19 protein-coding genes are annotated in these 20,813 nt (G+C 46.9%); 10 read left to right on the forward strand and 9 right to left on the reverse strand.

Annotated features, from left to right (window positions below; genetic code table 11):
• Positions 1-4 precede the first annotated feature (4 nt).
• The 5 genes from T491_RS0103460 to T491_RS0103480 all read right to left on the reverse strand — a co-directional run bounded on the left by T491_RS0103460 (position 5) and on the right by T491_RS0103480 (position 6,576).
• Positions 5-787 carry a uroporphyrinogen-III synthase gene (locus T491_RS0103460; protein ID WP_081773223.1) on the reverse strand — a complete coding sequence of 261 codons (783 nt, stop codon included), beginning with the start codon at positions 785-787 and terminating at the stop codon, positions 5-7.
• The gene (locus T491_RS0103465; RefSeq protein WP_036915223.1) at positions 781-2,010 is read right to left on the reverse strand and encodes an MFS transporter; all 1,230 of its coding nucleotides are present in this window, start codon (positions 2,008-2,010) and stop codon (positions 781-783) included. Before T491_RS0103465 ends, T491_RS0103460 begins: the two co-directional genes overlap by 7 nt.
• 12 nt (positions 2,011-2,022) lie before the next feature.
• Positions 2,023-4,122: a TonB-dependent receptor gene (locus tag T491_RS0103470; RefSeq protein WP_028902645.1), complete on the reverse strand. Its 2,100-nt coding sequence runs from the start codon at positions 4,120-4,122 to the stop codon at positions 2,023-2,025.
• 29 nt (positions 4,123-4,151) lie between these two features.
• Positions 4,152-5,171 (reverse strand): uroporphyrinogen decarboxylase, encoded by a 1,020-nt coding sequence (hemE, locus tag T491_RS0103475; RefSeq protein WP_028902646.1) that lies wholly within the window; start codon positions 5,169-5,171, stop codon positions 4,152-4,154.
• Between the two features lie 100 nt (positions 5,172-5,271).
• Positions 5,272-6,576, reverse strand: coding sequence for a histidine-type phosphatase (locus T491_RS0103480; protein WP_028902647.1), 1,305 nt, complete (start codon positions 6,574-6,576; stop codon positions 5,272-5,274).
• A gap of 123 nt (positions 6,577-6,699) precedes the next feature.
• Here T491_RS0103480 and T491_RS0103485 point away from each other — a divergent pair, with 123 nt between their 5' ends.
• Genes T491_RS0103485 through T491_RS0103520 form a run of 8 tightly spaced genes read left to right on the forward strand, consistent with a single transcriptional unit; the run spans position 6,700 to position 14,618 of the window.
• Complete coding sequence (locus T491_RS0103485) at positions 6,700-7,575, forward strand: YicC/YloC family endoribonuclease (RefSeq protein ID WP_028902648.1); 876 nt, start codon at positions 6,700-6,702, stop codon at positions 7,573-7,575.
• A gap of 3 nt (positions 7,576-7,578) precedes the next feature.
• Positions 7,579-8,157, forward strand: coding sequence for a guanylate kinase (gmk, locus tag T491_RS0103490; RefSeq protein WP_028902649.1), 579 nt, complete (start codon positions 7,579-7,581; stop codon positions 8,155-8,157).
• Positions 8,154-8,702 (forward strand): nicotinate (nicotinamide) nucleotide adenylyltransferase, encoded by a 549-nt coding sequence (nadD, locus tag T491_RS0103495; protein ID WP_028902650.1) that lies wholly within the window; start codon positions 8,154-8,156, stop codon positions 8,700-8,702. The genes gmk and nadD overlap by 4 nt, the downstream gene beginning before the upstream one ends.
• The gene (locus T491_RS0103500) at positions 8,695-10,521 is read left to right on the forward strand and encodes a phosphoethanolamine transferase (protein WP_036915224.1); all 1,827 of its coding nucleotides are present in this window, start codon (positions 8,695-8,697) and stop codon (positions 10,519-10,521) included. The genes nadD and T491_RS0103500 overlap by 8 nt, the downstream gene beginning before the upstream one ends.
• Complete coding sequence (locus tag T491_RS0103505; RefSeq protein ID WP_028902652.1) at positions 10,518-11,657, forward strand: acyltransferase; 1,140 nt, start codon at positions 10,518-10,520, stop codon at positions 11,655-11,657. Before T491_RS0103500 ends, T491_RS0103505 begins: the two co-directional genes overlap by 4 nt.
• Positions 11,654-12,637, forward strand: coding sequence for an acyltransferase (locus T491_RS0103510; RefSeq protein ID WP_028902653.1), 984 nt, complete (start codon positions 11,654-11,656; stop codon positions 12,635-12,637). Before T491_RS0103505 ends, T491_RS0103510 begins: the two co-directional genes overlap by 4 nt.
• Entirely contained in the window at positions 12,634-13,215 is a 582-nt protein-coding gene (locus T491_RS0103515) for an HAD-IB family hydrolase (protein ID WP_028902654.1), read from the forward strand. Before T491_RS0103510 ends, T491_RS0103515 begins: the two co-directional genes overlap by 4 nt.
• Positions 13,216-13,217: 2 nt before the next feature.
• Positions 13,218-14,618, forward strand: coding sequence for a DUF6080 domain-containing protein (locus tag T491_RS0103520; protein ID WP_028902655.1), 1,401 nt, complete (start codon positions 13,218-13,220; stop codon positions 14,616-14,618).
• Positions 14,619-14,621: 3 nt separating this feature from the next.
• On the opposite strand, the gene T491_RS0103525 is transcribed toward T491_RS0103520, so the two are convergent.
• On the reverse strand, positions 14,622-15,650 hold the full coding sequence (locus tag T491_RS0103525) for a hemolysin activation protein (protein ID WP_081773236.1): 1,029 nt from the start codon (positions 15,648-15,650) through the stop codon (positions 14,622-14,624).
• Positions 15,651-15,736: 86 nt separating this feature from the next.
• Here T491_RS0103525 and T491_RS15580 point away from each other — a divergent pair, with 86 nt between their 5' ends.
• Complete coding sequence (locus T491_RS15580; protein ID WP_036915226.1) at positions 15,737-16,699, forward strand: glycosyltransferase family 2 protein; 963 nt, start codon at positions 15,737-15,739, stop codon at positions 16,697-16,699.
• Here T491_RS15580 and T491_RS0103535 read toward each other — a convergent pair.
• Positions 16,684-18,126 (reverse strand): lipopolysaccharide biosynthesis protein, encoded by a 1,443-nt coding sequence (locus T491_RS0103535; RefSeq protein WP_028902657.1) that lies wholly within the window; start codon positions 18,124-18,126, stop codon positions 16,684-16,686. The genes T491_RS15580 and T491_RS0103535 overlap by 16 nt on opposite strands.
• 82 nt (positions 18,127-18,208) lie before the next feature.
• Between T491_RS0103535 and T491_RS0103540 the strand changes: the two genes are divergently transcribed.
• Entirely contained in the window at positions 18,209-19,075 is an 867-nt protein-coding gene (locus tag T491_RS0103540) for a phosphorylcholine transferase LicD (RefSeq protein ID WP_028902658.1), read from the forward strand.
• Here the strand turns inward: T491_RS0103540 and T491_RS0103545 are convergent.
• Positions 19,072-20,094 (reverse strand): NAD-dependent epimerase/dehydratase family protein, encoded by a 1,023-nt coding sequence (locus T491_RS0103545; RefSeq protein WP_036915228.1) that lies wholly within the window; start codon positions 20,092-20,094, stop codon positions 19,072-19,074. The genes T491_RS0103540 and T491_RS0103545 overlap by 4 nt on opposite strands.
• Complete coding sequence (locus T491_RS0103550; RefSeq protein WP_028902660.1) at positions 20,091-20,813, reverse strand: 2-C-methyl-D-erythritol 4-phosphate cytidylyltransferase; 723 nt, start codon at positions 20,811-20,813, stop codon at positions 20,091-20,093. Before T491_RS0103550 ends, T491_RS0103545 begins: the two co-directional genes overlap by 4 nt.

Consider the following 20,813-nt stretch of genomic DNA (forward strand, 5'->3'; position numbering starts at 1 on the left):
GTAATTACAATAGCCTGTCGAGATAATCGATAAAGTCGGTAAATCGCTGGTGCTTTGGGGAAGTGCCAGCGATGGGCAGGGAGAGCTGCTGGGCACAATGGGTGGTGTAAGGACCAAACGAGTAGATGGGCACACGGATAGGCTCACCTTGCGCAGCTGCATAAGCCAGAATCTTAGACAACACATAAGCCTCGCCACCACTGGTAATAGCTATCGCACTGATGGTACCACTACGCAGAGTATCGACCATTTCGGCATAATACTCCTCGCTCAAGGCTGTGGTACGATAGCAATAGATATAGGTCATGGCAGCGCCTGTTTGGTTAAGCGCACGCTGGAAATTGGTGATGGTTGGGGGAACAGGCATGCCACAGAACTTGGGCAACAGCACAGCAATACGCTTTGAAGCCAGTGACGACTGGCTCTGAAGCGCCTCCACAATCCCCATCATGCTGGGCTTGGCATCAGACAGAGCCGTAGAAACACCCAAAAGCTGACGAACAGCTTGCTGATCGTTGCCGATAGCAACAACCTTGCCCTCTAAAAGCAATCTGTCTAAACCTGCTGATTCAAGCGCACGAACAGCCATGATGCTGGAACAGATAACGTAATCGTAAGTAGCCAACTGACTGCAAAACGACAGGAAGGTACCCTCTGGCGGTAATAAAGCCGAACTGATAAGAGGCATCAGCATCTGTCGGAAGCTGCACGAAGGCCTCTCGGCAAAGGCCTCATGTAATCGGGCATGATAGGTGTCAGGCGCCGAAAAAAGCACACGTCTTACCATCGGGCTAACATCTGATGAGGTTTGAAAACACGAATCACATAAACGAGGCTGACAAGGGCGATAGCCAGCTCGATGAGATAGAGACCACGATAGTCGAGCCACTCGCCAACGCCTCCCGATATAATCGAAATGAGCGACGAACTGAGATGAACCACCACTACCTGGATGGTGAAATCGGTTCCCTCACGCCCCTCGCGCACACAATCCATCGCCGTGGTATAAACCACGATTGAAGCAAAGGCATGGCACGTCTTGACCAGCAACAAACCACCCACCAGCATGGGCAGCGTGGGCGACGGCAGGAAAGTGAGCAACAGGAAATAGAGCGGCGCCATAACAATCATGACAGCCACCACCAAGCGGGCACGATACATGCCGATACGACGGATGAACACATGCGCCACCCAGGCCATCGCAAACGAGGTGGCTGTGCCCACCATACCAAACCACACGCCAATCTCCTTCATGTTATACCCCAGATCGACCATGTATGGACGTACATTGGCAATAATACCAATAATACCCATAAAGTAGAGCAGCAGGAACACCACATGGGGGATGATATCCTTGCGCGAGAAGAACCACATGAAGTCCATGAGTTTGGCACGCTGCTTGGGCGAACGGGGCTCGATATGAATCTTCTTGTTAAACTGCAAAGGCACCACCATGAACCAAGCCACCAATCCCAAAAGCGGGAACACCACGCTCCAGCCAAAATGGTCGAGCATCACAATGAAGATGCCACTACCCAGGAACGCACCTGCATAGCGTCCCATCGACTGCATACTGTTCACAGCACTATGGTCGCCCTTGCCGAAAGCACGTACAGCCAGGCCATCGGTGGCGATATCCTGCGTAGCAGATGCAAACATCGAGATAAACACCAGCACGAATATCAAGTAAATATCGGCTGAGATATCGAGAAATCCGATATACATGATAGACAGCGCATAGACCGACTCCATGAGCAGGATGAAACGACGGTAGTTGGAGAGATTGGCACACTGACGATCGACCATAGGCGCCCAGAGAAACTTGACGAGCCAGGGGATATGTACCAAATGCAGCAAGCCAATAGTGGCCAGGCCGTAATTGGCCTGGCGCATACTGACCTGCATGGCTGTTGTGATAAACGTAGATGGTATGAACTGCGCTATGTATAGGCAGAAAAACGTGGCGAGATTCAATCGGCGCACTTGATCGACGTTAGTGGTTGTTGCCATGTAGTATGGGGGTTAGAAATTAAGTTCGATGGTAGTTCCAAACATGAGAGGCTTGCCTGCCTGAGCATAGTTACCGCTTGACGACTTGAAGCCATAAGCCATATAGTTGGTGTCTGTCAGGTTCTTGCCCCACACCTCCCAGGTAACAATTCCCTTGGTGAAGGCCACCTTGGCATTGAGGGTGGTATAGAAGTCCTGACTCACGAGGTTATCCTCGGCCCAGTAGATACGACCCAGTCCGCGCAAACCAACATTGAACATCACACAATCCAGCCATCCTGTGGGGTTGATGGTGTAGTTGACATCGGCGCTCAGCGTATGGTTAGGAACCATGGGCAGGCGATTGTTGGTATAATCTACAGTAGCACTCTTCACATAAGAGAGGAAGCGGGCGTAGGTATAACCATAGTTAGCCGTGAGCTGCAAGCCCTTTACAGGACGTGCCACAACGTTCAGTTCGGCACCCTTACTATCAGTATGACCCGCGTTGGTGGTGATATTACCCACACCTGCAATAGTAGAGGTGATCTGCATGTGGCGCCAATCGATATAGAACAGGTCGGCACTCACTGTGAACAGATTGTTCAGCAAGTTAACGCTGGCACCCACCTCGTAGTTCCAACTATACTCTGGTTCATATGAACGCTGATCGGCAGTAGAGAACGATTTGTTGAAACCGCCTGGCTTATAACCACGTGTTACTGATATATAGTAGAGGTTATCCTCTGTGGTCTGGTACTGCAAGGTGAACTTAGGCGTTACCTGTGTAAAGTTCTTGGTACTCTCGAAGGATTCACCTGCTATTGATGGATCCTGGCTGGGCTCAACTAAGGTAAAACTGCCATCAGGCAGTGGCGAAACTTTTACTTTTAGATTTTCATAGTTGGTCTTAGCATGTTCATAATCAAAACGGATACCAGCAGTAGCCGAGAGGCCTCGCCATATGTTATAGGTGCTCTGGTGATACAGGGCCAGCGAACTGGTGGGAACACAATAGTTGGTGTGACTGAGCGAGCCTGCTGATGGTGAGAAGTTATCAACTGCACGATCCACATGTTCCATCATACCAAAGGCACCAACCACCCACTGGTAGCGGCTATCGTTATTAGATTTAAGGGTGAACTCCTGCGACACCATATTCTGATGGCGGGCATTCTCTACAAACGATTTGTCGTTGATAGTAAAGTCCTGATCGATAGCCTGCTTTGAGTTGATGTACTGGAATGAGGTCTGGCTATTGAAGCTGACTACAGGACCTGTATAGGTGACACCCAAACCAGTAGTGCTGACCAGACGACGGAATGAGCTATAGCGGTTGTACTTGATGTCCTGCAATGTATTGGTTGCCACATCCACAGGGGCATAAGGATAGCCACCCTGATCGCTGTAAGCGAAGTTGCTGGTCAGGCGGACCAACCAGTTGTCGGCAGGCTTATAGTAAAGACCGATACGCTCCTCGGTCTCATTCATCTTGTCAACCTTCTCATTGAGATAGCTGTTACGGAAGGCACCATCATTGTGATGATAGAGGGCACCAAAGGTGAAGCCGAACTTATCTGACACCTTGGTATAATTAGAGATTTGTGTGCGCAGATCGTTATAGCGACCATAGCCCAAGCGCAAACGGGTGTTCTGATACTCCAATGGGTTGCGGGTGCTGATATTCACAATACCACCAATGGCATTACGTCCATAAAGCGTGCCTTGTGGTCCACGCAGCACTTCTACTGAGGCAATATCGCCCAGATCGCAATCAAACGAGAGGGGCTCATAGTATGGCATACCATCTACATAGAAGCCAATACCTGTACCATCCGACTTGTTACCCACGCCACGCACGAATACAGGGCAACTGGCTCGTGAGCCATAGTCGGGCATGTAGAAATTGGGGATGACAGCTGTCAGCTCCTTGATGCCAGTAATCTGCTGATTACTGATCTGACGAGCCGACAAGGCTGAGCGCGATGCGGGCACTACCTCGTATTTATTTGTTTTAAACGCGCTGACAACCACTTCGTCCAAGGCATAAGAGCGGGCTGTGGTTGTGTCTGCTGGGTTGATCTCTGGTCCTTCTACGACCAGCATGGTTGTTAAAAGTAATCCTAAAAACATCATTCTAATATATTAATAATTGAATATAATCACATATGTTTGAACCACTCAGTCACGAACTGTACATTCTCGAGTGGTGTATCTTTGTGAAGCCCATGCCCCAGATTGAAGATATAATCAGGATGCTGGCTGAAGAACTGGGCATAAGTACGCAACTGCTTTTCAATCACAGCCTGAGGGGCAAACAGTACACGAGGGTCCATATTGCCCTGAAGACCTAACTTTGCATCTACCAAACCGCGAGCTGCAGATAGCGGTGTCTGCCAGTCGATGCTTACAAAGTCGCAATCTTCAAGACTAAGCATCTGGATCCCAGCCCCAAAGCCCTTAGGGAAGAAGATGACAGGTAAGCCGTGCTGACGGGCTGCCGCTGTGATACGACGTACAAACGGCAGAACCACTTCCTGATAGAGTTCGGCAGGAATGACACTCGCAAACGATTCGAAAATCTGGAACGCATCGATACCATGCTGAGCCTGCAAATGTACATAGGTCTCGCTGGCGCTGGTCAGAGCCTCGAACAGTTGGAGCGACTCCTCACGATGCGTATAGAGATAGCGCACCACCTCTGTAAACTGCAGACTACGATCGCGCCCAGCCAACATATAGCAAAGGCAGGTGAGTGGCCCACCACAGAAACCTATCACAGGCGTATCGCCAACCTTCTGTCGCCGAATCTCATCAAGCGTGTCGGCCACGTGATTCAGATGCGACGCATTAAAACTCAACACTGCTGCAGGATGCTCCACACCAATGAGTGGACGAGGGAAAGCAGGTCCTTCACTGGTCCATTCCACCTCGACACCTAAAGCTTCAGGAATCACTAAGATATCGCTGAACAAGATGGCTGCGTCCATACCCATATCGGCGATTGGCATCAGCGTAACCTCGGCAGCCAACTTGGCATCGGCCATGATAGAACGGAAAGGATGCGTTTGAGTGAGATGGCGATAGCGGGGCAATACGCGACCAGCCTGTCGCATCATCCATACAGGAGGGCGACAGGCTGGTTGGTGATTGATAACCGCAAAAAATGGATTGCTATACATATATTTTCGTTTTCTGTGTTCGATACCTTCAAATTTGCGGGGGCAAAGGTACGACTATTCAGAAAACTGTGCAATCCCTATAAATATGGATTTTTACGGATTATTTCTTGTTTTTTGTCTCGAAATCGGCTATTTTCTTCAAATAATAGGCGCGCAGGTCCTTCCAACTGTAGTAAGGCCACTGGTTGGTAGCGATAGGCAGATAAGCCTCGCGCTCGTTCAACAGAGCCTTCACTAAGATATCGCCTGTCTTACCCTTCTTAGGGCGATAGAAGATGAGCTGGATATTGCAACCCATAGGGAAGATGCGATAGTTACGCCAATACTTATCGAGTTCGTCGAGATTGTTGATTACCATACCACAATTGTCGAGTTCCAGCAGACAGGCAAGAGGCATCACGCACACCTCATGACCAAAGCGTAGGGTAGCCTGAGTCTGGGTAACAGTATCGGCTGTAGCAATGATATTCTTCAGCAGATTGAGCTGACTAAAAGGCATGACACCACCAGAAACTGGCGATGCGCCATAGTCGAGATACCAACCGATGTTGTTGAGTCGCCACAGATCGTACACCTCTTCGTCAGTAAACAGCGAGAAGAGCTCCAGATCAGTATCATGGCTCTGGAAGTTACAAGCCACATGGAACAGCTGGCGCATCAATGACGAGGCGCTTACATTGTTATATACGTAAGCCTGATCGTTAAAGAGCTGTTTCATCAGGCGCTCTGGGTGGGTATATTTCATCGTATAGTCGCGCTCCTCTTTGCCGCCCGTCTTACTCTGTTCTCTAACAATGCCGTCCCAAGGCTGATTCAGGTAATACTGCAGACTCTCGCTCACATCGTTATGAATCTGGGCTGTGGGATTGGCAGCAGCCAACTCCTCGCACTCGGCAATCATTGAGAGAATGCAACGGTTCACAACGGTGCTACGGGCATCTATCTTCAGATTTTTTGTTTTAAAAATCTCTGGAAAGTTCTGCACCATACGCTTTCCAATACCATGATGCTGGCGCTCGCCAACGGTAGTCAGGTCGCCCAGTCGTTTGTCGGCTGTAGCATAGATGGCTTCGATAGTTGCAAGTGTTTTCTCTCCCAGCGATGTAAGTTTACCTTGCTCCTTAGCGGCCTTCAGCGTTGCAAGGAGCTTAGAATAGTTGCCATCGCTGATGAGCCAACGTGAACCATGACGTCCATAGTGGCTCATATAGAATGGTTCGTAGTTCTTTGGACCGGCAGTCAGCGGTTTGTCTGAAAGCTGACGATCGTAGTCCAAATAGTTACTACCTGCCAGAAAGCGGTTGGCAGCAATCTCATCTTTAGCCGAAGTCTCAAAAACAGGTGCCTGCTGCGCCTGTACCGCCATCGAAAATCCGATAGCAAGAATTAATAGTTTTCGTTTCATTTTCTTACAATATTTGATAATCTCGTGCAAAGATAAGCAATTATTTGGAAAATTGCAATTTTATTTGGTTTTTCACGTAGTTATTCGTACCTTTGCAGCCAAATATTATTAAATAGGTATAGCATGATACAATCGATGACAGGTTACGGCAAGGCTGTCGTAGCGTTTAAGGAAAAGAAGATTCACGTAGAAATCAAGTCGCTGAACTCTAAGCAGTTGGACTTGAACACACGTATTGCGCCACTCTATCGTGAGAAAGAGATGGAAATGCGCCAGATGGTGGCCGAAGCTCTGATCCGCGGAAAGGTGGATATGAGCGTATGGGTTGAGAAGGATATGGCTGTTGACCCAACACCCATCAACGCCCAGTTGGTGGAGAACTACTATCAGCAGATTAAGGCCATATCAGACAAGACAGGCATCCCTGCTCCTGAGGATTGGTTCGTTACCCTGCTCCGCATGCCAGACGTCATGACTAAGACTGACGTAGAAGAGCTGGACGAAGATGAGTGGGCTGTAGTAAAAGGTGGCGTAGCCGAAGCCCTGAAGAACCTGGTTGACTTCCGTACCCAGGAAGGTGCAGCCTTACAGAAGAAGTTTACTGAGAAGATTGATAATATTGCCAAGCTGATGGGCGAGATTGAGCCATACGAGAAGAGTCGCGTTGAGAAAATCAGAGCACGTATCGTAGATGGCTTGCAGCAGATTCCAACAGCCGAATATGATAAGAACCGCCTGGAGCAGGAGCTGATTTACTATATCGAGAAGCTGGACATCAGCGAGGAGAAGCAGCGACTGTCCAACCACCTGAAGTACTTCCGCGATACGATGAACGAGCCTGCCGGACAGGGTAAGAAGTTGGGCTTTATCGCTCAGGAAATGGGTCGCGAAATCAATACAACCGGTTCGAAGAGTAATCAGGCCGAGATGCAGAACATCGTGGTTAAGATGAAGGACGAGCTGGAGCAGATTAAGGAACAGGTTCTTAACGCACTTTAAACGATGGCAAAAGGTAAATTAATTATTATATCAGCTCCATCAGGCACTGGCAAGAGTACGATTATCTCATGGCTGATGAGAGAGCACAAGGAACTGAATCTGGCCTACTCTATCTCATGCACATCGCGAGCTCCTCGCGGCACTGAGAAGAATGGCGTTGACTATTTCTTCCTGACACCAGAAGAGTTCCGTCAGCGTATTGAAAACGACGAGTTCCTGGAATACGAAGAGGTATATACCGACCGCTTTTACGGCACGCTGAAATCGCAGGTTGAGAACCAGTTGGAAGCTGGACAGAACGTGGTGTTCGACGTTGACGTGAAAGGTGGTGTAAACATCAAGAAATTCTATGGCGACAAGGCTCTGAGCCTGTTTATCCAGCCCCCATCGATTGGCGAACTGCGCAAGCGACTTGTGGGGCGTGCTACTGATGCACCAGAAGTCATCGACCAGCGTATTGCCCGTGCTGAGTTCGAACTCTCGTTTGCTGATAAGTTCGACAAGGTTGTCATCAACGATATGTTGGACTATGCTGAAGCTGATGCCTTGAAAGTCATCAAAGATTTTCTGGAAATAGAATGATACGAACTGGGATCTTTGGCGGATCGTTCAATCCCATCCACAATGGACACATTTCGTTAGCTCGACAATTACGTGAGAAAGCCGGGCTCGCCGAAGTGTGGCTGATGGTTTCGCCACAGAATCCCCTGAAAGCCTCAACCGATCTGCTAGACGATGCACTCAGACTGAAGATGGCCCAACTGGCCGTTGCTGGCGAAGAAGGCATCGTAGCCAGCGACTACGAGATGCATCTGCCTAAACCATCGTACACCTGGAACACGCTACAAGCCCTGAAGCAGGATTATCCTGACCGCGAGTTTGTGCTGATGATTGGTGGCGACAACTGGCAACTGTTCGATAAATGGTATCGTGCTGATGATATCCGCAATGAGTTTCAGATCATCGTCTATCCCCGTCGCGGTAGCGAAGGCGGTATCGACGGACTGGAACTCATCGATATTTCGAGCACAGACATCCGTCAGTGCATCAAAGACGGAAAAAGCATCGAGTCACTGGTGCCAAAGGCTGTAGCAGACTTTATTACCAAACACAGACTGTATGTTTAAACATCTCAAGATAAATCCACTTGAGTGGCTGGGCTATCTGTTTGCCCCCATCCAGAAGAATGGCGCATTCTTCGTTTTTATGTTCGCATTAGGGTGGATTTGTACACAACTGGAAATAACCCTACACTTGATAGGTGCCAAGCCCTATGAGCTCTCGGCACCAGAACTGTTTCTGGATATCTACGCTGTCTCCGTGGTTCTGACACTCATCCCTCACAAGGTGCGCTATTGGGTCAGAGCCCTACTCTACGTAGCACTCTACAGCATCGCGCTGGTAGATATGTTCTGCTACGTGAAGTTCGAATCGACCTTGACGCCAACTATGCTGATGCTCTTTAACGAAACCACCAAACAGGAGTCGGAAGAGTTTCTTGCCTCATATCTCAATGGAGAGGTCATCACATCGTATGTGGGCTGGATTCTGCTGCTGATACTGGTTCATATTGTGTGGATCTTCCTGCGCAAGCAGTTGGTCAAGCTGAGCAACAGAATGATTCTGCCACAGGTCAACGACCTGGTTCCGATGGTTTGCAAAGCTGTATTGGGCTGCTTTACCGCAGGACTCCTCATCGATTGTTACAACCAGTGTTGGGATAACAAGGTAGCGATGAAGCGGCTCTTCTCGTACAACACCGTAGGACAGGTGGAGCACGAGTTGACACGCAAAGACAGAGCTGAACTCTATATCCCCGTCTACAGACTGATATTCAGCATTTATGCCAATCATCTGGCCGATCATCAACTTGTACAGCTTGAAGCAGCCAGCGAGAAGGTACAGATAGATAGCTGTAGCTATCGTGTACCCAACATCGTGCTGGTGATTGGCGAGAGCTACAATAAACACCATTCACAGCTATATGGCTACAACATGCCTACTACGCCCCATCAGGTGGCAATGGCCCAAAAAGGCAGTCTGGTACCTTTTACGGATGTGGTGGCACCTTGGAACCTGACGAGTTTCGTGTTTAAGAATATACTCTCACTACAAGCCGTTGGCGATAGTGCTGAATGGTGCGACTATCCGCTCTTTCCTGAGGTATTCCGTCAAGCGGGCTATCACGTGACGTTTATCACCAACCAATTCCAGTCGAAGGCCGATGAAGCAGTCTATGACTTCAGCGGCGGGTTCTTCCTCAACAATCCCGAACTCAGCAACAAGCTGTTTGACACTCGCAACACCCGTCTGTATCCCTTTGATGAAGGGGTACTGCAGGAATACGACCGTCTACAGAAAGAGAATAAGGAGCACAACTTGGTGATTCTGCACCTGATGGGATCGCACCTGATGTACAAGGCACGCTATCCACAGAAGACACACAAGTTCCTGAAAGACTCTATGTACGATCGTCCAGAACTGACCAAGAAACAGCGTATGATTCTGGCCGATTACGACAATTCGATACGTTATAATGACTCCATCGTATGGGCCGTTACCCAGCGTTTTATGGATAAGGATGCTGTCGTTATCTTCATGCCTGATCATGCAGAAGAGATCTTCGATGGTCAGCCTTACGTCTATGGTCGCATGCATGGTGCTACCATCGACTACCGTCTGGCACGCAACGAGATGGAGATTCCGTTCTGGATCTGGGGCTCGCCCAAGTATCAGGAGAATCACCCCTACGGTTGGCAAGCAATACAGGCAGCTAAGAACCGTCCCATGATGACCGATGTGCTATCACACCTACTGTTATACTTTGGTGGCATCTCTTCGCCACTCTATCGTCCTGAGTACAATGTGGTCAGCCCAGAATACAATACCAAGCGGCCACGTATCCTGAAAGGTGAGACAGACTATAACCAGTTGAAGAAGAAATGAAGGAGCTGTTAACAAGAAACGAGTGTTCGGCCATGCGTGGCATTGCCATTCTGGCTATCATGCTACACAACTACTGCCACTGGCTCAGAGGCATTGTGAGAGAGAACGAATATACCTGGCAACTATCCAAGGCAGACCAGCTATGGCAGTATATACTGAATCCTGACGAGCAACTACCCTTGCATCTCGTATCGTTCTTCGGCCACTATGGCGTACCCGTTTTCCTGTTTCTGAGCGGTTTTGGACTGGTCAAGAAGTACGAGCAAGGCAAACTGCCAGAGGTGGGACTATGGCGATTTGTGCGTTACAACTATCTGAAGCTGTTCCGTATCTTCATCGTGGGTTTTGTCATCTTCACCATGCTTGATGCCTTCACCCCTGGTATGCACCGCTATACTTGGACTGCGGTGGTGGCGATGTTGGGCATGTTTGCCAATCTGCTCGAAGACCCCTCGCATGTAGTTTGGCCTGGTCCTTACTGGTATTTCAGCATCACCTTGCAGCTTTATATCTTCTATCGACTGATATACTATCGCTGGCGCCATTGGGGGGTAGTTGTAGGTATGATTGCCCTGTGCTGGCTGTGGCAACTTTCCTGCCAGGACGACGCTGTTTTGCTGGAGCGATTGCGTTATAATCTGATTGGCGGCATGCTGCCTTTCGGAATGGGCATACTTATGGCACGATTTATTCCCACGTTGGGAACAAAAAATTCTTCGACAAGCGAAGCGGCAAAGCCGAGCGCCCACGTTGGGAACCAAACATTCTTCGACAAGCGAAGCGGCAAAGCCGAGCGCCCTAACTGGGAATATCTCTTAGCCTTATTACTCGCTGTTGTACTCATCGTTGTTTTGAGTTTCAGTTTCCAAGGATGGTTGTGGGTTCCCATGCTGATTGTTGTTGGAACTATTGCGCTGGTAAAACTGATGCCAGAATGGATGCTGAAGTATAGCGTCTGGCTGGGCAGTATTTCTGCCGCCATCTTTGTGACCCATCCGCTGGTTAGAAAGATATTTGTACGTCCCTATCTCTATGACGATCTGTATGCAGGCTTGCTGCTTTACATAGTAGCTACGCTGTTCCTCTCATGGTTAATGAAGAAGGTAATAGACCAACTGCCAAGTCCCAAACTGTGAAAATCAAGGATATCGAACTGGCCAACATTAGCCGTTATCGTGCTGAACTGATGGGCGCAGCTATGCTGTTCATCATCCTGTTCCACGTGCCGCTGGCTCGTAGCAACGAGTTCTTCGGCCTGAGGCGATGTGGCAATGTGGGAGTAGATATGTTCCTGTTTCTGAGTGGTATCGGCCTTTGGTTCTCGTGGGTCAAGAATCCTGCTGTTTGGCAGTTCTACAAGCGTAGATTGCTGCGTATTTATCCAGCCTGGCTGGTAATGGCATCGCTCTTTTATCTGCCACGATTCGACTGGACAAACGGCAATTATATCGACCTGATAGGCGATATCACCATCAACTGGGACTTCTGGTTGCACGACGAGCTCACCTTCTGGTATATACCAGCCATTATGATGCTCTATCTCTGGGCACCACCCTATATGCGATTGATTCAGCGCCATCCCGTTTACCGATGGATGCCTGTGCTCATGATTCTCTGGTGTATCTGGGTACAATGGATAATGCCTTTGCATCTGGCTGTAGGGCATATCGAGATATTCTGGAGTCGTGTGCCCATCTTCTTTATCGGCATCAACTGCGGCGAACTGGTACGACAGCAAACCAAAATTGATGGTACAGGCATCTGGATGATACTCACTATCTTCCTGGCCACCTTCAGTTCGTGTGTGTATCTGGAGCAGATTTCACACGGACGATTCCCCTTGTTCGTAGAGCGCATGATATACATTCCGTTTACCATCACGCTGATTATGATGCTGAACCGTGTGTTCCGTCGCACGCCGCGATGGTTCAATAAGTTCTGCGCCTTTTTTGGCGCCCTCAGTCTGGAGGCCTATCTGATACACGACCACTTTGTGATGGCGTATATCATCCCCTATCACTTGGGCTATTGGCTAACAGCCTTGCTCACCATTGTAATTACCATTCCTTTGGCATGGTTACTGCAAAAGATACTAAAACTCATTGTTAGAGTATGAAGAAGATTTACGCCTTCGATTTCGACGGAACGCTGACAACCAAGGATACGTTGATAGAGTTTATCCGTTTTGCCAAGGGCACAATAGCCTTTGGATGGGGTTTTGCACGATATGCCCATCTGCTGGTGCTGATGAAACTGGGATTCTATCCTAACTGGAAAGCCAAGCAAAAGGTGTTTACTCACTTCTTTAAGGGTATGAAGCTTGAGGATTTTAACGCCCTCTGTCAGGCCTTTTCAGCCTCATCCAAACATCTATTGCGCCCAGCAGGCATCAAGGCCATACAACAAGCCCAAAACGAAGGCTCGGAGGTGCTGATAGTAAGCGCTTCAATCGATAACTGGGTGCAGCCTTTCTTTTCTGATGTGAAGGTACTGGGCACGCAAATCGAGGTGATGGATGGTAAACTGACTGGCCGTTTCCTGACCAAGAACTGTTATGGACAACAAAAGGTAAACCGCATACTGTCACTATATCCTAATCGCCAGAATTACCACCTCACAGCCTATGGCGACAGCCGAGGCGACAAAGAACTGTTGGATTTTGCGGATGAATCGTATTTTAAACCATTCCGTTGATTATGACACCACTCAAGATATTCAAGATTAAACCTGAAGAACGTTTTCAGTCCTCCATCGCACTCATGGTGATTATCGCCCTGAATGCACTGTTTATCTATCGTATGCACGACCTGTTCATGCAACCTGGCTTTGGCCCATACTGGAAAGTATTCGAACGCGAGTTGCATCTTTCCGGCTACGATCCACTCACCTATCTGGGGATTACCGATTGGGATGTGGTCTATCAGGTGTTTCGACATCCTTTACTCTCATTTATGATCTGGCCCTTATGGCTGATCAATGAGGGGTTGACATGGTTGTTAGGCGTGAACTGCGTGCAGTATCTGGTAGCTGCATTGCTGATATGCTTCTCGTACTACTCGTATATCTTCCTCTATCGTATTCATCGCGAAGTACTGGAATTGAGTCAAAAAGACGCTACCCTGCTGACAGCCTATCACTTCTCGTTTGCCTATATTCTGCTGTCAGTCATCGTACCCGATCACTTCACGATATCGATGTTCTTGCTACTCATCACGCTGTATATCTCTGGCATCTGTATCAAGAAAGGCAGGGAGTTCAAGTGGTGGCAATCAGCCTTACTGTTCTACATCACAGCAGGTGTTACACTGAGTAATGGTGCCAAGGTGTTCCTATCAGGCTTCTTTGTAAATCTGCGACGATTCTTCCGTCCTAAATACCTGCTTTTAGCAGTCATCCTGCCAGCAGCTTTGCTTTGGGGAACAGCCAATTGGGAGTATCACACCTATGTGCTGCCCAAGGAAAAAGCACGCGCAGAACGCAAGTTGCAAAAGGCTGAAGCCGAAAAAGCCCGTGTTGCCCAGATGACATCCCAGGAGAAAGAGCTATACGAAGTGAGAAAAGCGCGTCGCGCAAAGGTATTACAACACCAAGCCGCCAAAACAGGCAAGCCTATGGAGAACTATGGTTTCCTGAAGTGGACAGATATCACAACCTCGCGTTGGCAATCGACTTATGAGAACCTGTTTGGCGAGTCGTTACAGTTTCATCAGGACTATCTGTTGGAAGATACGCTGGTACATCGTCCTGTGTTTGTACAATACAGATGGACGCTCAGTTATGTTATCGAGGCATTGATACTCACTTTAGCCGTAGTAGGCATTTGGTTAGGTAGGAAGAGTCGTTTCCTATGGCTCTGTCTCTCGTGCTTCGCCTTCGATATGTTTATCCATATCATCTTAGGCTTTGGTATCAACGAGGTGTTTATCATGACACCGCACTACATGTTCGTATTACCCATAGCCACAGCTTTCCTATTCAGGAAGTTGCAAACACGCTGGCTCCGCATCGCAGTAACAATACTGATGCTATACCTCTTTATATATAATGGCTATTTGTTAACAGACTTTCTGCTGTCGCCCATCAGAGCCATCCTCTGATGGTTAGCTGAACTTCTCCTGACCAGTTAGGATACGTAGACGACGAGCTATCGACTTGAAGATGAACTTGAAGTTGCCATAACGCAGATTGAGCCCAAGTTCTTCCATCGAGCGACCAATCTTTACCCAAGGACATCCCCATCCGTTGGCCTTATAGAAACGTTTCCAATAACCAGCCTCCTCGATAACATAACGCGGATGTTTCAATGGAAACGCCAGTTCATAGCGCTTCATCGTAAAGAGCTGCTTCAAGCGTCGAGGTAATGTCTTGAACTCAGAATAATGGGCCGAATCAGCAGAAGCACCAATATTATTAATCATGTTTTTAGAAGGTAAGATGGCCAAACCTGAGTTAAACAGCATAGTTGACCAGAATATACTCTCGAACTGTGGGAAACCACTATCGCGATGATCCTGACACATCTTGATGAAACTCTGACGATAGCCACGCTGACGAATCAAAGCATCCAACTGATGCATGCTGAACGCATCGTCGAGGAAAGAATAAGTATTATCCCACTTATCGACCACTCTGCGCCACGAAGCCCACCCCCAGATGCTGAAAGCAGAAGTGAAGAAATAGTCGTAAGGCATATTGGGCGTTTCTTCATCAACATTAAATCCTGCAATCATCGTAATACGCTCATCGTTCTCATAACGGTCGAGCATCTCCTTACAGAATGGGAAAAACGACCGCGAAGGCACCACATCATCCTCGAGCACCATACACTTATCAGCCAACGAGAAAGCCCACTTATGAGACGTATAGCCTGCCACCATACAACCCAGATTCTGGGTCTGATAATTGCGATGTACCTCACACTCCCAGTCTATATTCTCATCGCTACATATTCTTCGACAAGCCTCAATACCTGCCATATCTTTTTCGCCACGAGGGCCGTCCTGAAAAAGAAACAGTCTCGACGGACGTGCCTGACGTACTTCATCAAACACCTTCTGAAAAGTATTGTTACGTGTAAAGAACAGTAACAAAACGGCAATATCTGTTTTCGAAGAATACTTTTTATCCATATCCATATCTTGCTAAAAGTGGTGCAAATGTAGCAAATTTCCACAATAATACCAAGTATCATCAGATATTTTTGTATCTTTGCAGCGTGAAAGTTTCATTACTAGTCCCTGTCTACGGCGTTGAGAAGTATATCGAACAGTGTGCTGTATCGCTCTTCGAACAAACCTACGAGGATATCGAGTATATCTTCGTAGATGATTGTACGCCTGATAACAGCATACTGAAACTGCAATCCGTACTCGACAGATATCCCAACAGAGCGCCACAAGTCAAGATCATCAGGCATGACCATAATCGAGGCTTAGGCGCAGCCAGAAAAACTGCTTTGGCATCATGTACAGGCGATTTCGTACTGAATGTGGACAGCGATGACTTCCTGTCAATTAATGCTGTGGAACTGTTGGTGGCACAACAAGTCTCACAAGAAGCTGATATTGTTACTGGCTGTATCCGTATCTATAGAGGTGAAAAGCTGTCAGAAACCTTACAGGTTCCTCATGAAGACAAGAAAGTCATCCTCAAACTCCTCCTGATTCACAATACCATACCTCATAATCTTTGCGGACGATTGATCAGAAAGACCTTGTTTACTGACAATGGTATCAGCCCTGAAGAGGGTGTGAATCAGGCAGAAGACTATGCAGTAACCCCCCGTCTGTTCTTCTGCGCCAAGAAGTTGGCGTTTGTCGACACCCCCATCTATCACTATCAGGTGTTTATCACTGGTAGTTTCTCTGATCAGATTTCACCCCGTCATGTCGAATCGTTTCTACGGGCCAACGACTTAGTATTCTCATTCTTGAAACAACACGATGTACAACAGGATTATCAATTTGCCTTATCCTTAGGTATGTTGGAAACCTATTATCTGGTATTGAAATCAGGCTTTAGTAGCCAGGATATTCTCCAGACTTGTCATTACAAACCTCAGGGGCTATTTAAGATGATACATCTCTTGTTGGCTCACAAAAGTACCATCAAACTTCTCCGCTTTGTCTATCTCACCATAAAGTGGAGTTATAAAAAGCACCTTCATTTTGCAGGCTGACGCTTGAGGATGAAGTTGATACACTCCTCGAACACTTTGGCCCCAGTCAATCGCATAATCAGGACATAAAGCAAGCCAGCCAACAGAATCCTTGTGAACAGTAGTAGGATATGATTGGTTATGCTTGACGTCAGATAATAGGTAGCCGCCATCACAGCCAAAGAAATAACCATAAATGGTATTGTATCCTTCAAAGCATCGAAAAACTTGATGCCTATCAGCTTTTGGGCTATCATCTGCCATACTAATAACCACAATACAGTAAAAGCAGAATAGACACTAATCAGTACCATGATACCTTGCTGATAAAGCGTAGCAATCATAGCCAGCTGAATCAGTATCTGGCAGATGTTACACCACATATAGATATTGGATTTACCAGCAGTTATCGTCAGGTTCTGATACAAACTATAGAAAGGCAGGAAAGCGCCTGACAGACAAAGAATCTGCAACATAGGAATACTATCCAGCCATTGTGCACCAATCGTCAGCAGAATAAACTCACGTGATACTAATGCCAAACCAAACATCGCAGGAAAAGACAAAAAGGCTGTAAAACGTAACAGTTTTCTGAACACCCTTACCTCCCTATCCTGCTCATCATTAATCGATACCAATACAGGTTGAGCCACTTGACCTATCGTACCAGAGATGGTTGAACTTGCCATTGTATTCCACTTATTAGCCTGAGAATAATTACCTACAGCCTTGATGGGAAACAGTCCTCCAAAAATAAAAGTCAGATAATGCTGATTTAGCGTATTGATGATGTTCGTTATCATCAGTTTCACGCAGAAACCATACATCTCCTTTACAGGGGTGAAATCAACCCTCAGAGAGGGCATCCATCTGACATAATAATAGCGCCCGATATTGGTCAATGTGATATAGAGCAGTTGCTGGCACACAAGGCTCCAATAAGAAAAACCATGCAAAGCCAGCATAATACCTGTAAATCCAGAGAGACATAGAGCAATGAAATTGATGATTGCCAACTCGCGATTCATCATATTCTTCAACATATATGCATTGGAAGTGATGCCTAAAGCTGAGATTGGCAGACAAAGAAAGACTACTCTCGATACCTCAACCAGACAAGGCTGATGAAAATGTGAGGCAATTAAAGGAGCGCTGACAAAAAGAATGGCATACAGCACCATACTGACACTGATATTAAACCAGAAAACAGCATTATAATCCTTCTCTGTAGGCTTTTTCAGATTGATTAGTCCCTGAGTAAAGCCACTGGCTTGAATAGCTCCTGCAACTGCTGTGAATATTGTCAGTACACCAACAATACCATATTCTGCAGGTGTCAACAAACGACCTAAGAATATACCTATGACCGCATTGAGTATCTGGGTTGTGCCATTGTTCAGCATTCCCCAAAAAAGTCCCTTGGCTGTTTTTTCCTTCAAATTGTCCATATCTGCGTGCAAAAATACTACTTTTTGTTTGATGTTCCAAACAAATTAATTAATTTTGCACACTGAACAAAAAATAGTAGTGATGCAAGAATTATCAGCAGCAGAGTTAACAGCGTGGAAAGGCATTATAACAGATGTCCTCAGAGAGTTCCAGGACATCTGTGCTCGACATCAGCTTACCTATTATGCTATTGGTGGAACTGCCATAGGAGCCGTACGTCATCATGGCATCATACCTTGGGATGACGATATCGATGTAGGTATGCCACGACCAGACTTTGAACGTTTCATAGAGATTTGTCGCACTTCTGACTTGGGCCATTACGAACTGGTTTCAAACGAAACTCATCCTGATTATTACCTGCCCTTCCCAAAATTCTGCAACAGCAACACAACCCTCGTTGAGCGTGCAGATATCCCTTGCGCTATTGGTTTGTTCATTGACGTCTTTCCTCTTGATAGCACCAGCGACGATCCTGCTGAGGTAGAAGCGCTTGTACACCGCTATAAGAAGTTACAGAACCGTTACGAGGCTATCAGTTCTCGTAGTACCTTCTCACAGCACCTGATGCTATTAACACAACCACATGAGTGGGGACGCTTTGTAAATAAGACACTGGGCTATTTCTTTCGCAAGCCGATGAAACGCTATCTGCTACGAAAAATGAGGGCTCTATGCCTGAAGTATCCATATGGCTCTACCAAGCATCTCATTAACTATGGCGGGGCTTATGGTACACGCGAGCTGTTCAGCAGTCATATTGTAGAGGGAAAACCCATCAATATGCCGTTCGATAGTATTACCATCGACCTGATGCCTGGGTATGACGACTATTTAAAAGGCATATACGGCAACTATATGCAGATGCCTCCTGAGGAGAAACGTGTTGCCCACCACCTCAAAGCTTTCTACAACCTAAACAAGCGAGTTGACAACCCGTTCGTTTAAGATTTAAGAATCGTTATGGTACGACTGATGGCATCCTGGATGTCGTAGTAGGGCATAAAACCTATACCCTTGATGCGCTCATTGGCTAAGATAGACCTTGTTGCTACAGAATAGCCTCTGGATTCTGTCTCTGAAGGCAAATCGAATACCACCTTCTTTCCACAACAAGCCGCACAGGTCTGCGCAAAGTCTTTAAGACGAATATTGGTCTTCTCGCTACTCACGTTGTATGCAACTGCATTTTCGCCTTTAAGTAAGACTGTCAATAATCCCATGACAGCATCAGCCACATAAGTATAGGAGAAGAACTGATTTCCTTCTGATTTCAATACGATATCCTCACCATCAATAGCCTTGCGGATAAACTGCGAAGAAGCCTTGCTATCATCCATCAGCATAGTCGGACCAAAGATTCTGCACAAACGGGCAATCTTCACTTTAACGCCCTTCTCTGCAGCATACGACTGACATAAGGCCTCACTTGAACGTTTTGACTCATTATAGCAGGCACGCGCATTGCTGAGATTCAGAGAACCATTACTGTCTTCTACAAAAGACTGGTCATCAACGGCATTGCCATAGACTTCGTTGGTAGAAGTATAAATGACTGTTGCACCTGTTTTTTCTGCCAGATTCAAGGCATGCTCGGCACCCTTAAGATTAATCATCATCGTCTCAATAGGATATTGAGAATAAGCCAACGGATGGGTATTGCTGGCCATAGGAATGATATAATCGGGTGTGATATCATTGGGGAAAGGCTGACAAACATCCTGTTCAAGGAAACTGAAGTGCTTGTTGTCGAAATGCATGCCAAGTCTTGCAGAAGCTTTCTCACGACTACGGCCCACAGCAATAACATTCACATCGCCCTTAGCCATCAGCACATCAATCAGCATGGTACCAACCATACCAGTAGCTCCTGTAATGAGAAAGGTTTTTCCTGACAAGCTCTCCATACCGTCTATGGAAAGAACCCTGGCTAAATCTTCCTGATATAATGGATGTTGTTCATTCATTTCAACCAACTGTCTTTTTCCTTGGTCAGATAACCCTTGAATATTTCAAGATCGTCCTTTGTCGTGAGTTTGATGTTCTTATCAGAACCTTTGGCAAAATGCAAACGCACACCAAGCTCTACCATCATGGTGTTAGCATAATGTGAACCATAGATACCTATGCCTTTTTCGAATGCTTCATGATATTTCTCGTTAAGCAGACTAAAGGTGTAGGCTTGTGGTGTAGATACTCTACGCAGCGTTTCTCGCGGAATAAACTGTGTGGTAGTTTCTGCATCATCGGCACTGACCACAAATATCTGTTCATTATAAGGTAACGATGTGACGGCATTGCCATACTGATGAGCCACTTCTATGACATCAGTCAATACACTATCATCTATCACCGGACGAATACCGTCATGAATGATGACGGTATCGTCGGGCGACAAATGTCCTTCTAAATTGAAAACACCATTTCGGATAGACTCCTGTGCAGAATTTCCACCTTTGACTATCCAACGTAGTTTAGTGATATTAAACTGATTGGCATAGGCCTGTACAATACTTTCCCAGCCTTCAATACATACCACCTCGATAGCATCAATCATCGGATGGCGTTGGAATCCTTCTAATGTATAAATCAGGACAGGCTTATCATAAACATTGATAAACTGCTTAGGTATATCCTGTCCCATGCGATTACCAGAACCGCCTGCGATGATGATGGCACAATTCAT

The organism is Prevotella sp. P6B4 (assembly GCF_000619985.1).
Taxonomy (GTDB): domain Bacteria; phylum Bacteroidota; class Bacteroidia; order Bacteroidales; family Bacteroidaceae; genus Prevotella.